Annotated in this window: 19 protein-coding genes; 18 read left to right on the top strand and 1 reads right to left on the bottom strand. The window is 41.0% G+C overall.

Going from position 1 to position 12,934, the window contains the following annotated elements; genetic code table 11:
• The 5 genes from ACYPZI_RS00385 to ACYPZI_RS00365 all read left to right on the top strand — a co-directional run bounded on the left by ACYPZI_RS00385 (position 1) and on the right by ACYPZI_RS00365 (position 2,981).
• A complete protein-coding gene (locus ACYPZI_RS00385; RefSeq protein WP_459597492.1) occupies positions 1-228 on the top strand; it encodes a hypothetical protein in 228 nt (75 codons plus the stop codon).
• A 9-nt stretch (positions 229-237) separates the two neighbouring features.
• Positions 238-660 (top strand): phage holin family protein, encoded by a 423-nt coding sequence (locus ACYPZI_RS00380; protein ID WP_459597490.1) that lies wholly within the window; start codon positions 238-240, stop codon positions 658-660.
• Between the two features lie 169 nt (positions 661-829).
• Positions 830-1,627 (top strand): N-acetylmuramoyl-L-alanine amidase, encoded by a 798-nt coding sequence (locus ACYPZI_RS00375; protein ID WP_459597488.1) that lies wholly within the window; start codon positions 830-832, stop codon positions 1,625-1,627.
• A 184-nt stretch (positions 1,628-1,811) separates the two neighbouring features.
• Complete coding sequence (locus tag ACYPZI_RS00370; protein WP_459597486.1) at positions 1,812-2,396, top strand: Panacea domain-containing protein; 585 nt, start codon at positions 1,812-1,814, stop codon at positions 2,394-2,396.
• 96 nt (positions 2,397-2,492) lie between these two features.
• On the top strand, positions 2,493-2,981 hold the full coding sequence (locus tag ACYPZI_RS00365) for a hypothetical protein (protein WP_459597484.1): 489 nt from the start codon (positions 2,493-2,495) through the stop codon (positions 2,979-2,981).
• Positions 2,982-2,989: 8 nt separating this feature from the next.
• On the opposite strand, the gene ACYPZI_RS00360 is transcribed toward ACYPZI_RS00365, so the two are convergent.
• Complete coding sequence (locus tag ACYPZI_RS00360; RefSeq protein WP_459597482.1) at positions 2,990-3,724, bottom strand: LexA family transcriptional regulator; 735 nt, start codon at positions 3,722-3,724, stop codon at positions 2,990-2,992.
• A gap of 292 nt (positions 3,725-4,016) precedes the next feature.
• Between ACYPZI_RS00360 and ACYPZI_RS00355 the strand changes: the two genes are divergently transcribed.
• The 13 genes from ACYPZI_RS00355 to ACYPZI_RS00295 all read left to right on the top strand — a co-directional run bounded on the left by ACYPZI_RS00355 (position 4,017) and on the right by ACYPZI_RS00295 (position 12,652).
• Complete coding sequence (locus ACYPZI_RS00355; RefSeq protein ID WP_459597480.1) at positions 4,017-4,370, top strand: hypothetical protein; 354 nt, start codon at positions 4,017-4,019, stop codon at positions 4,368-4,370.
• 12 nt (positions 4,371-4,382) lie between these two features.
• Complete coding sequence (locus tag ACYPZI_RS00350; protein ID WP_459597478.1) at positions 4,383-4,787, top strand: hypothetical protein; 405 nt, start codon at positions 4,383-4,385, stop codon at positions 4,785-4,787.
• Positions 4,762-5,370 carry an nSTAND3 domain-containing NTPase gene (locus ACYPZI_RS00345; RefSeq protein WP_459597476.1) on the top strand — a complete coding sequence of 203 codons (609 nt, stop codon included), beginning with the start codon at positions 4,762-4,764 and terminating at the stop codon, positions 5,368-5,370. Before ACYPZI_RS00350 ends, ACYPZI_RS00345 begins: the two co-directional genes overlap by 26 nt.
• A 136-nt stretch (positions 5,371-5,506) precedes the next feature.
• Positions 5,507-6,118 (top strand): hypothetical protein, encoded by a 612-nt coding sequence (locus ACYPZI_RS00340; RefSeq protein ID WP_459597474.1) that lies wholly within the window; start codon positions 5,507-5,509, stop codon positions 6,116-6,118.
• A 636-nt stretch (positions 6,119-6,754) separates the two neighbouring features.
• Complete coding sequence (locus ACYPZI_RS00335) at positions 6,755-7,033, top strand: hypothetical protein (RefSeq protein ID WP_459597472.1); 279 nt, start codon at positions 6,755-6,757, stop codon at positions 7,031-7,033.
• Positions 7,030-7,299 carry a hypothetical protein gene (locus ACYPZI_RS00330; RefSeq protein ID WP_459597471.1) on the top strand — a complete coding sequence of 90 codons (270 nt, stop codon included), beginning with the start codon at positions 7,030-7,032 and terminating at the stop codon, positions 7,297-7,299. Before ACYPZI_RS00335 ends, ACYPZI_RS00330 begins: the two co-directional genes overlap by 4 nt.
• The gene (locus ACYPZI_RS00325; RefSeq protein WP_459597469.1) at positions 7,292-7,858 is read left to right on the top strand and encodes a terminase small subunit; all 567 of its coding nucleotides are present in this window, start codon (positions 7,292-7,294) and stop codon (positions 7,856-7,858) included. The genes ACYPZI_RS00330 and ACYPZI_RS00325 overlap by 8 nt, the downstream gene beginning before the upstream one ends.
• Positions 7,859-7,986: 128 nt before the next feature.
• Positions 7,987-8,247, top strand: a complete 261-nt coding sequence (locus ACYPZI_RS00320; protein ID WP_459597467.1) for a type II toxin-antitoxin system Phd/YefM family antitoxin — start codon at positions 7,987-7,989, stop codon at positions 8,245-8,247.
• A complete protein-coding gene (locus ACYPZI_RS00315) occupies positions 8,238-8,510 on the top strand; it encodes a Txe/YoeB family addiction module toxin (RefSeq protein ID WP_459597465.1) in 273 nt (90 codons plus the stop codon). The genes ACYPZI_RS00320 and ACYPZI_RS00315 overlap by 10 nt, the downstream gene beginning before the upstream one ends.
• Positions 8,511-8,901: 391 nt before the next feature.
• On the top strand, positions 8,902-10,026 hold the full coding sequence (locus tag ACYPZI_RS00310) for an acyltransferase family protein (RefSeq protein WP_459597463.1): 1,125 nt from the start codon (positions 8,902-8,904) through the stop codon (positions 10,024-10,026).
• 188 nt (positions 10,027-10,214) lie between these two features.
• Entirely contained in the window at positions 10,215-10,748 is a 534-nt protein-coding gene (locus tag ACYPZI_RS00305) for a hypothetical protein (RefSeq protein ID WP_459597461.1), read from the top strand.
• Positions 10,749-10,866: 118 nt separating this feature from the next.
• Positions 10,867-11,427, top strand: coding sequence for an RNA polymerase sigma factor (locus tag ACYPZI_RS00300; protein WP_459597459.1), 561 nt, complete (start codon positions 10,867-10,869; stop codon positions 11,425-11,427).
• Positions 11,405-12,652, top strand: coding sequence for a porin family protein (locus ACYPZI_RS00295; RefSeq protein WP_459597457.1), 1,248 nt, complete (start codon positions 11,405-11,407; stop codon positions 12,650-12,652). The genes ACYPZI_RS00300 and ACYPZI_RS00295 overlap by 23 nt, the downstream gene beginning before the upstream one ends.
• The last annotated feature ends 282 nt before the right edge of the window (positions 12,653-12,934 follow it).

The following is a 12,934-nucleotide window of genomic DNA, read 5'->3' as shown; positions in this document are numbered from 1 at the left end:
ATGGCAGATTTTGATAACGGATTGCCCCCTCAGGGCACAGATATGAGCGGGAGTGAGATTAGCTCAGTCTTGATAGATAAAACAGATGTTGGAGAAGGTGTGGCGAACTCCATAAGTGCCGTTCTCCTTGATAAAGAAGAGGTTCAAGAAGGTGAGGTATGGTCTGTCAGCAACATACTGATAGACAAACAGGATGCTGAGTACCGCAACCGAAATATGTTTTTATAATCAATCACTATGAACGACTATATCATAATGACATATACAGATCAATTTCTAGTTGGGCTTCTCAATTTTTTTATCTGGGCAAAATGGTTATTGGCTACAGCTTTTATTCTCACTCTTGCCGATCTCCGCTTCGGTATTGCCGCATCCGGATACAGGAAGGAACCGGTAAAAAAATCGAGAGCTATTCGTCGCACCTGCGACAAGATTAGCAGCTATGTTCTATGGGTAGTGCTCGCTTATACATTCGGTCAGGCCTTTGCCCGGCCATTTGGTATCGAGTTGCTTCCCTTGCTGATGCTCCTTGTTATTTACGGAGTCGAACTGGAAAGTATTTATGTCAATTATTTTGCGGCAAAGGGAAAAAATGTCAAAGTGAATATCTTTAAGCTCTTTGCCCGAAAAACTGATATAATAGACATCAAAGACGAGTAATTAATTAGCAAATTTGAGAATTAGCAAATGAAAAATTAGCAAATGAAAAAGTAGTAAGTAGTAAGTAGTAAGTAGTAAGTGCTCATAACCTATAACTTAAAACTTTATACTTAAAACTCATAACTAAAATTTATTCTCAAATTCTCAAATTTTCAAATTGACAATAATCATGAGAAAAATAGACAAAATAATCATACACTGCTCTGCTACAAAGGCAGGGCAGCATTTCACCGTGGAAGATATAGACCGGTGGCATAAGGCACGCGGATTTGCCAAGATAGGCTATCATTACGTGATATATCTTGACGGGTCGGTGCACAAGGGACGTTCCGAAGAACAAATAGGAGCTCATACTCTGGGGCAGAACTCTTCATCGGTGGGAATATGCTATATCGGCGGACTCGATCAGGACGGTAAACCATCCGATACCCGTACCGAAGCGCAGAAAGCATCTCTTATCGGTTTGGTAAATGATCTGAAAGTAAAGTATTCCGAAGCAAAAGTTTACGGACATTACGAATTTGCAGCAAAAGCCTGTCCGTGTTTCGATGTAAAGAGGGAATTCACCCCCTCCCTTTTGGGGAGGGATGGGGTGGGGTGCCTGTTATTTTGTTTGTTCCTTGCATTGTCGGGCTGTAAGAGCAATACCGTTTATGTTCCAGTGGAATCGGTGCGGACGGAATATCGCGATCGTTTGCAGCGCGACTCGGTACATCTTTACGATTCGGTATTTATGAAACTCAAGGGAGATACCGTTTGGCTCGAGAAATATAAATATATCTATCGTGACAGGCTAAGAACTGATACTGTTGCCCTGTCCGACACTATTGCCATACCATACCCTGTTGTCGAAACTCGTGAAGTAAAGATATATCCGCGTTGGCTTGTCGTTTTGGCTTGCATCGGAAGCCTTGCGGCGGGAATAGTTGGCTGGAGGATATATCGTAAGGTTTCGTCTTTTTTCTGAAAAATGAAAGAGATCGAGGCGATAAGTTTAAATTTTTGGAGTGAATAAAAGATAATTTATTTGGATTTTTGGATAGGAAATAATACCTTTGCAACCCGCTTCTTGCTTAGTATGAGGTTAAATTAAGTAGTCATGAACGAACAAATCTACTAAAAATTTTGTTTTTAATTTAAATTATTGCTGCATGTGTTACATATCTTCAACAATAGCAGGTTATTTTATTGAGAAATCAAATAGAGAGAGTACTCCACTATCTGTATTGCAGCTAATAAAATTAGTATATATTTCTCATGGATGGAATCTTGCTCTTAATGACACACCTCTTATTTCCGATAAAATAGAGGCTTGGAAATATGGACCAGTAATGCCTTCGTTGCATAGTTTGTTTGAAGGGCAGGATTTACGGAAAGATGATTTAGTAAAAAAATTTCTGATAGAAGAAACTATCTGTATCAAACCTATCCACAGGATACTACTCAATAAAGTCTATGTCAAATACAGAAATGTCTCTGGAGATGAGCTTACAAAATTAATGCATCAAGAAGATACACCTTGGTATAAGGTTTGGGATAACGAAGCAGGAAAAAACGAACCTATTAAAGACGCTGATACTAAAATATATTATTCAAAACAAATAAATAAAGAAGCTTTCGATAATCTTTTAGAATATCCCTCAATTGAGTCTAAGGAAGAAGCTGTCAAATTTTTAAAAAAAGCAGGTATCTTTTCAGAAGATGGAGATTTGAACCCTATTTATAAACAAATCTGACAATAATAGATGTATTCTAAGAGACCTACGTTCATTGTCGGATTTCATGGGTGTGATGAAAAGGTACGCAATCAAATTGTTACAAATACCAGTTCAATGAGGCCAAGTTGTAACAAGTATGATTGGCTCGGGAATGGATTTTATTTTTGGGAAAACAACTACGAACGCGCATTATCTTTTGCCGAAGAGCAGAAGGCAAAAGGAAAAATCAAAAATCCGTCAGTATTAGGGGCTTACATTGATTTAGGTAAATGTATGGATTTGTTAGACTCGCAATATCTCAAAGGTTTACAAGACGCATACTATCAACTCGAAAAAGCTTTTCAACTTACCGGTGGAAAATTGCCTGTCAATAGGGCTGTATCTACCGCCTCTCCCGATTTGTTATTAAGACCGTTGGATTGCGCCGTAATCGAAGCTTACGCATCTCTTGTCGATCCTAAATTTGATTCCGTTAGAGGTGTGTTTTGGGAGGGAAAAGATTTATATCCCGGTGCCGGAATGCAAGAAAAAAATCACATACAAATCTGTATTAGGAATGTCAATTGCATAAAATGTTTTTTTATCCCTAGAGAAATGCAATAAATAATTTTCTACACCATATTCGATACCCGCTGTATGATATTGAACATCTGCCTTATATCGTTTAGTTTCAGTTCAAAATCCCCATACTCCGGCGATGGGTTGAGCGAGTGGCAGGTGATCGTACCTCTTTCCAGATCCTGATCTATGATCTGTTTGCACAGGATGGTATTGTCCAATACGATTATCCAGTTCGGATACTCTCTAGTATGGAGTTTTTCTTTCCAGTGCTCGCAATTTAGTTCACGCCCCAGTATAATATCGCCATTGGCAAGGCTTCGGCGCGTATCGTCATCCATGCTGTCCCCCTTTATCTCAAAGGCCATATACCTGCCATGACCTATCTGGTCTACTATAAAGTTATATTCGTCCAGCGATTCGCCCGGCTCCGCGTCGCGGCATTCGTCTACGTATTTGGCATAGGCTTTTACCGGAACAAAGGGCACTTGCATCAGAAACTTTCCATTGGGCAACTGGTAGTATTTTATTCCCGATTTGGTGATCAGGTAGGGATCTTCACTGCTTCCCGATTTCAACATCGTTCCCTCGCCCGACAGCAGCCAACCCGAATTTATCTGTGGCAGTCTTGATAGTATCTTTTCGATAACCTCCAGCCCCACCTTTCGGCTTCCGCTCATCCAGTTGCTGGTAGTGTTCGGTTTTTCTTCAATAGCTTTGGCAAATTCAATATTCGAACCATTGAATAAATCCTCCCGAATCTTTTTTATTCTTTCGTATACTTCCATAAGTGAATGTTCGATTTGTTTTTTTTCGTAAGAACTTTATCTAATATATAGAGCCTTGCTGTTCGGTTTCATAATCCTCTAACTTCTATTGTATTAGCTTTTGTTAACAAAAATATTCACTTAATTGTGATTAATATGTTCACAAATTAGTGTATCTTTGTTTTTGAAAGTCTAATTAATCACAAATGTAAATATTTTTTGATACAAACAAGTTAAAAACGAACCGATTAATAGTATTATTCACAAAAAAGAGAACGATAAATAGAATGTATAACCAAAAAATCTTGAAACAATGGGAGCTTTAAGAAACATTTTACCGATCGAGTGCTATTGCAGCGAAAAGCAAATGTCGGCAATAGTAAAGGATGTCACGCGCCACCTCTACGACTCGGATCGCCTCAGCCTGTCCGATTTCGACGACATGATAGGCAATGTGCGTGTGTGTATCGAGTTTGAGGTGTATCTCGACAAAGTCGAACTCAAGTCGGTTGCTATACTCGATAGCGATTGGGATGAGTTTTACGAAGACACTGCCGTGCTGACCTCCCGTCTCAACAGTATTCTGAAAGATTATAATAAAGGCCAAAAAGAGCTGGTGTCGCAATCATACGATATACTCGCCGACCGCCTGAGTGAAATGTATTGACATAGTCCAATAATGAACTATATAGAACTCATAAATCATTTCTGGAAGGAGCGTCGCCGCACAAGGCTTACCTCTACCGAAGCCGATCTCTACTACTTTCTGATGCAGGAGTCGAACATTCGCGGATGGGAAAACCCTTTCGGGTGCAGCAACGGACTCATAGCGGCAACCATCGGTGTCACCGAAAAAACGTTGATCGACGTCCGTAGCCGCCTTCAGCAGAAAGGACTGATCTCTTTTGTGCCGGGGCAACGGAAGAAGAAGTCGCCTGTTTACACGCTTTTGCCGGATAAGCCGGAAAGTAAATGTAACGTAAAAACCCGGGGAAAAATGGCGGTCGCTGAAGTGGATAGGCAGGATAAACACCGGGGGTTGAATAACTCAACTAAAAATGCAAAAGATGATGCACGTTGGTAATAGTTTCGAGGACGTATGGCGGCAAATGGAGACACATGGCATGTCGTTGCCCCCGTCCCTGGTCAGGATTGGGATACCCGATGCGCGAAGCGCCCTTAAAGAATGCTTCTCTTACTTCCTTTCCACACAAGGAAAGGCGTTTGCCTGGCAATCCGAATACGAAGAAGTCGCCGCATGGCTTGCCTGCAACGAGGGTAGGGGATTGTTCTTGTATGGCGATTGCGGGCGGGGTAAGAGTTTCCTGGCGCGGTATGTGTTGCCTGCCATCATCCTGAACTATATGCAAAAGGTAGTTTCGGTATACGATGTGCAGCAGATGAACCGCAATCTGGATGAGGTGTTGACAAAGCATATAATTTCGCTGGACGATATTGGCACAGAAGAGGTCAGCATGCAGTATGGCAATCGCCGCTACGCCTTTGCCGAAGTGATGGACGCCGCCGAAAAATATGGTAAACTGGTCATTATTTCTACTAATCTGAGCAGGGACGAAATTGTCCGTCGCTACGGTGAACGGGTATTCGAACGGATTATCTCCATGACCCGCCGTATCGAATTCAGGGGGAAAAGCTTGAGAGTATAGCTTTCAGCCGTTAGCTGTTAGCTTCTAGCGACGCAAAGCGAATCTTTCGGAAATAATAATTAATAATTAATAATTAATAATTAATAATCAGCTAAAGGCTAACAGCTAAGAGCCAATAGCTTTAAATAAAATAAACATGATTTTAGGAAACTCATTTGGAAAGAATAAAGGGAAAAAGTATTTCATGCGCGAAAGGGATATGGATAGTGTCGATTGCCTGTATGCCGAGATGGCTGAAGATTTTAACCGCTGGTTCGACAGAGATCACAAATCGGTGGAGAGGCAACTCATCGGCAAAAGAGTTTACGATGTTGATATTTTAAATGATACTTATCTCAAGATATACGACATCGTTTTGTTCTCAGGTTTGAAGATCAAAGATTACAAATCTTACTTCATCCGCTCTTATTTTACGAATTGCATCAATGGCAGTATGAAGGAGAACCGCTATTGCGAATTGCAACCCAACTTCGACCGTTCCGATATGGACGTGGAGCATCTGGTGGAACTCGACCGCCAGCAAAAGCAGCTCGAAGACGATATTTTTAGTTATGTATATGCCAACTACAATCTGCGCGAATTTGAGCTTTTCAAAATGTATGTCAGTCTTAAACCTGCGGTCAACTACGATTCGCTGGCCGAGATCACTCAGGTAAAAGCATATAGTATACAGCGCATTGTGTCTAAAATTAAAAAAGATATTCAGGAGAATCCGGGCTTCTTCCGGCGCTGGAAGGAGGTGGGGTGAGTACATTCGGAAGGGCATTAATTAAAAAGGGAAAAATCCGCAGGAGTGGTCGGAATATTTTATGGTATTAACTATCAGTTAATTATAACTTGTTTTATCAGAAAAAAACAGTTACACTGAAATTCACTGAGCCTAAAAAAACTCAGTGTTTCTCCGTGTCTGCTCAGTGGTACTCAGTGTTATAAAATATATTTACCGACCTGATTATAAACTATTGAATTGATAAACAATAATATATGATATATTGGAATCTTCCGACCACTCCTGAAAAAATCCGTCCCTTCTGAATTTCATTTAAACAAAGATAATGTTATTCAAATAAAATGGCAATTAATTTTAATAGTAAATATCTTATTCAAATTTATGGGTGTTTATTTTGAATAAGAAAACCTTTATTCAAGTTTAAGAGTCTGTTTAAATTTATATCATTCAAATTTTTAGAACTGTTTTCAGACTGATTTATTCTTTTACGAAGTGATAATAGCGGGCTATATGAACTGAGTAAAAGGATAAATCAGACAAAAAGAGGCTAAAAATGAATGAAGAACAGGTTTCTTAATCTATATAAGAAAATATTCGTTAGAAATTTAAACAGGCTCTAAGTAAGCTTTTTCTAAACGAATTTATCTATACCATATGGAAACATGGATTATAATAACAATCATTGGCATGACCGCGCTGGTGGCTCTTTACTGGGGCAATGTATTGTCGGTCAAACTGCCTGAACTGGATAGCCGGTTCGATGCGAAACCGTTCAACTGCCGCCCTTGCCTTACTTTTCATCTCATGTGGCTGTTTAGCATGCTGTTCGCTTTCGTGCTATGGACCCGCGAGCTGTTTGTGTATGGCCTTGCCGCAGCTTTTCTTGTGTTTTTTGCAGTAAAAATTATCGATAATAAAAAAGTAACGAAATGATTAATCCCGAACTAAAATCAGAAGTGGAAATCCTTCTCGACGAAGTAGACCGCACACACCGCTATTCTATGAGCCGCATCTATTCGCTGTGGAACATTGTGAACGAAAAGGACGAAACGCCGCAATCGTGTGCCAGCTGTCTGATCCGCAAGGTGAAAGACCTGCGCTCGTGGCTCGAAAAAGTAAGCGAAAATGACGCGCCGATAGTAGCTCCTTCGGTCGAAAAGAGAGTGAAAAGAACATGTAAAAAAGCCGTAAATGACTGAGTTGACCGACAAGCAGGAGTTGTTTTGCCGCGAGTATCTTGCCGACCTCAATGCCACACAGGCTGTTATACGGGCAGGATATAGCCCTAAGAACGCAGGCTATTGCGGTAACCGCTTGTTGGATAATCCCGATGTGAAAAAAAGGATTGCCGAACTGATGGACGAGCGCAACGAGGTGCTGAATATCACTTCCGACTATGTGCTCAGGCGCCTCGAGGAGATAGACAAGCTCGATATAGCCGATATTCTCGACGCTGACGGCAACGTGCTTCCTGTTGGCGATTGGCCCGGCGCATGGCGCACCTCGGTAGGAGCCATCGAGATAACTCAGGTGCGTACGGCGGGCGAAACAACCTCGTGCCTCAAAAAAGTAAAACTGCCCGACAAGCTCCGTAATCTGGAACTTTTAGGGAAACACACCGATGTTTCGGCCTTCGGAAACAGGGTGGAGATAACAGGAAAAGACGGAAAAGAACTTGTCATTCAGGTAAGAAAAGACGACCTGGTCGATTCCTTGAAAAATCATCTCCGGGAGCTGAAAAAGAACCTTTCCAAATAGGTTTATTTTTCGATTTTAGTTGCAAAAGCTTTGTTACAAGACAAGGCTTTTACTATTTAAAATATTTATCCAAAATTTGTATTTATGTATATAAGTACTTATATTTGTACTTATTAATGATAAATAATATGAGAACAACGAATTATACAGATTTAAGAAATAACCTCAAAAGCTATTTAGACAAGGTTATAAATGATAGTGAGCCGCTAATAGTGCACCGGTCCGGCAACGAAAGTGTTGTCATTATATCTCTGGATGAATATAATTCGATTAAGGAAACGGAATATATTAAGTCTTCTCCTGTTATGCTTGAGCGCATAAAAGCGGCTGAAAATGAATTGCAGGCCGGTAAGGGAAAAGCTATAAAAACCGCTGATATATGGAAATAATATATTCACTTCAGGCTCTGGAAGACATTGAATATTGGAAAAAAAGCGGCAATAAAGCGATAATGAATAAAATAACATCGTTGCTGGAAGACATTGCAGAGCACCCATTTACCGGAACCGGCAAACCGGAGCCTCTCAAGTATGACCTTGCCGGCTATTGGTCGAGGCGTATAAATTCTGAACACCGTATAATCTATTCGGTACACGAGGATCTGATAGAAATCTATGTGTTATCGATGAGATATCATTATTCGAAAAAATAAATAATAATACTTTATGCCAATCAGCAGTTAAAGTTATTGCTGTAATGTAAAAACGTTCTTTTATTCTCTTCTGCGCGCAATCACAGATTGCTTATATTCTCAACATATGCTCATCACTGCCGCGCCTGCGAAACTAATGCGCGGGAAACTGACGCATGACAAGCGGCTGCCTTGTCAGGCTTTAGCTGCGCCGTTAGCTTCAAGTACGGGGCACCCATAGGACGAAGAAGGCGTTAAAAACAAAAACGTGTTTGAGCTTATCAAATGATTTGTAATTATACAAAAAAGATGAGATTTTTTTCTTAAAAACAATCGATATAATAAGATTCATCTTACTTTTGCATCCGGCACTATAATAACATTCATTTATCAATAATCTTTTAAAACCAAGATGGAACAATCTATAAAATTGGCAGACTCGAAGCCTCACTACGAAATACTCGATGGCCTGCGTGGTGTAGCAGCTTTGATGGTCGTTATTTTCCACATCTTCGAAATGCATTCGAGGGGAGATCATATAAAACAAATAATAAACCATGGTTATCTGGCGGTCGATTTTTTCTTCCTTTTGTCGGGCTATGTTATCGGCTACGCTTACGATGACCGTTGGAGTAAGATGACGCTTAAAGATTTCTTCAAACGCCGTATCATACGTCTTCAACCTATGATTATAATCGGCTCTGTTGTCGGAGCGGCTTTCTATTATTTTCAGGATTCCTCCCGCATGGGTTGGAATATGCATGACGTTCCTGTATGGAAAATGCTGCTGGTTATGCTGATCGGCATGACGTTGATTCCTGTCGGTAAAGGTTTGGATATAAGGGGTTGGGGCGGAATGCATCCGCTCAACGGGCCTGCGTGGTCATTATTTTTCGAATATATAGCAAATATCCTGTATGCACTTGTTTTCCGTCATTTGTCAAAAATTATATTGGCTGTTTGTGTCGCTGTGGCTGCCGGGTTTACAATTCAATATGCGCTTACCAATCCTAATGGGGATCTGACAGGCGGATGGACTATCGACGACCCTGCCCAGTTGCGCATCGGTTTCACACGCCTGGCGTTTCCGTTTCTGGGCGGATTATTGCTATCCCGCATAGGTAAGTTGCGATATACCAAACATGCGTTTCTTACGGCAAGTCTTTTGCTTGTGATCTTGTTTTCCGTACCTCGCCTGGGCGGAACGGAACATATGTGGATGAACGGATTGTATGAGTGTTTCTGCCTGATAATAATGTTCCCGTTTATTGTATGGCTGGGTGCAGGAGGCAAGGTAAACGGGAAAAAAGCAACCCATGTATGTAAGTTCTTAGGTGATATATCTTATCCTATCTATATTACGCACTATCCGATAGTCTATACTTATATGGCTTATGTGGCAAACAACAATCTTACTTTGGTACAAGCCGGCCCTTATGCCGTGCTGACAGTGTTTACAGCTATAGCTGTGGCGTATTTCTCTATGAAGTTATACGATATTCCGGTCAGGGAATGGCTTCGTAAAAAGTTTTTGTAAGTCTTTGATCAGGAAGGTCAAAAATAAAATTACTATTAGACGTTAACATTTCGAAGGTAAGAAAATAGGCGACCTTAAATTATTTGGATTGTAGCTGGTAAGGTTCAAAGACTTTTTATACATTTGTTATAATGAAGCAAACTTTTTTATCAGTAAAATAATGAAACACATATTTAAATAGGAAAATTATGAAAGGATATTTTTTTGCAGTAATATTGGCTGCTATTGCCTTCTTCACTATTTCTTGTTCGGGCAAATACGATAGTGCGATTACAGAGTATATTGTTAATACCGAAATGGCAAAAGATGTGAAAGTGAAAGATGTAAAGGAACTGAAAAAAGTTACTGTAGGCGATAGCATCAACTATATAAAACAAAAAGCCGGGCAGATTGTAAAACTGCAAATTGAAGCGGCAGAAAAACAATTGACAAAATTCCAGCAAGATCTGGTAGGACTGGGCACGTCGGCTAAAGTGATTACCGATGCCTATACTGTGCAAATGACCAAAGTGCAACAAACAATAGATTCGTTGAAAGCTATAAAGCCTGAACCGACCAAATTATACGATGGTAAAAAGACAGAAGAGGTAATAGCTGTGGTGGTGGAGGCTAAAGTTGCGGCAAACGGAGGCGAGGAAACCATAAAGAATTTTATCCTCTCGCCTGATGGTAAAACATGCTACGGCGTTACGGATAATCCGGAAATGAATCCTGAAAAATAAAAGGATAAGAAATAGTAAGGAAGCTTCGTCTTTGGCGAGGCTTTACTTTTTTTAAGAAATTGATAGTGCAACTTTTTATACCCATTCTGCATCATAATATGTAGAGAGTGGAAAACCGATGGATGAACAATTGCTGATTGCTGGATGTAAACGTGGCGATGCAAAGGCTCGTAGTAAGTTATACGAGCTGTATGCGCCGGCTATGATGAGTGTTTGCATGAGGTATGTCGGTGATCGGGAAACTGCCCGGGATTTGCTTCAGGACGGTTTTGTCAAAGTGTATACGAAAATGGATTCTTACTCTGGTACAGGATCGTTTGGTGGATGGGTACGGCGTATTTTTGTGACTACATCTCTTGAATATCTTCGGCGTAATGATACTTTAAGGATAAGCACCAGTATTGATGAATACGATGATGTGGCCGGGGATGTAGGAGTATCTGCGTTGGAACATATATCTGCCGGCGAACTGATGGCTTGTATAGCAGACTTGCCTAATGGCTTTCGCACTGTGTTTAACTTATTTGCCATAGAAGGGTACAGTCATGCTGAGATTGCCGAAATGCTCAATATAAAAGAGAGCACGTCGCGGTCGCAGTTTATACGAGCCAGAAAAGTGTTACAAAAGAATGTGGAATCTTTAATTATGCATGAAAATGCGAGACAGGAAAGAATATAACGAACAACTTGACGATTTCAGCCGCCTGGTAAGACAGAAGTTGGAAGGTCACAGAATACCGGTTGATGCCGATAGCTGGATTGAAATCGAACAACGCCTGAAACCTCAAAAGAGGCTGAGGCTGTGGTGGATAGCAGGAGCTGCGGCTGCTGTGGCTGTTCTTGTGTCCGTCTTTCTTTTCCGCCCGCAAGACAATATCGACGGACAACCTGCAACCGTCGGGCAGATATTATCTGTTGATCAGATGCCGTCAATATCAATCGAAAAGAAGCATCAACAGGCAGAAGAACCGGCTCGTCCGGTACCTGTGAGAAAGATGTTATCGGCCGGAAGCGTCAGGCTGATGGCAAAACAAGCAGAATCTGTAACAACAAGTCATGGTGTAAACACTGTGGCGGACATCGAAAAATCTCTCTCTACAGATTCTGCCGCGCGGGAAACAGAAAAGAAACTCTCTGAATTTATTGCTGATGCAGGGTCTGAAGTTAAGATTTCAGACTCTGTGCCTGCAAAACCGGATGCGAAACGAAAAGAGGAGCCTAAAATATGGCTTGCCGGAAAAAAGAATAAGAAAGAGAAAGACTGGCTATTGGCTGCTGCCTTTTCATCCAACGGAAGTGCCTCGAATACTATGGATAAACGAATGTATGTCGATTATGCGGCTGAATTAAAGAGTGAACTGGTGAGTAATGTAAGCTTATATGCCGCGAAAGATCCTTATACGATGGGCAATGCCCAGCATTCGTTACCGCTGTCCTTTGGAGTTTCTGTGAGAAAGAACCTGAGTGATCGCATCGGTATCGAAACGGGATTGATGTATACATATCTTTCATCCCGCTTCAACTCGGCATCGCCCGGAGACGAAGCTATAGAAGCTAAGCAGGAATTGCATTATCTGGGTATACCTCTCAATGCGGTTGTTTATCTGTGGGACAATTCCAACTGGAGTGTTTACATGTCCGCGGGAGTTATGGGTGAAAAAGGTCTGAAGCGTAATTATACCTACACTAAGAGGAATACGAACGGGGCGATAAAAGAAGGAATAGACGGCTTGCAATGGTCGCTGAATGCTTCGGTGGGTATATCCTACAGGCTTTATCAGGACTGGGGAATATATGTAGAACCAAGATATTCCTATTTCTTCGATAACAATCAGCCGGTGAGTATCCGTACCGACAAACAAAGTGTTTTCGGTTTCAATGCCGGACTTCGTTTCGAATTTTGATATAAATTTAAACAGACTCTAAGATTTGTACAGGATCGGTTACGGGAACCTAAAGAATAAAAAAACGAAGCAGCCTACCCATACGGAAGTCGGCTTAATTCATTAAAACGTGCGATTTGTATTTGAGAATGTAGTGTTTAGAAAGTAAGTCAACAGGAAGGCGTCGGGCATTATCTGACGCCTTCTGTCTTGTTTTCTTTTAATGGATATCCATTCTTTCGTGTTCCGCCAAATCGGGGAAATCTTGTTTAAAAACTTCAAAGGCTTGTTGATAATGACGGA

This window comes from Dysgonomonas reticulitermitis, assembly GCF_054601275.1.
This window is presented reverse-complemented; position numbering and strand designations above follow the sequence as displayed.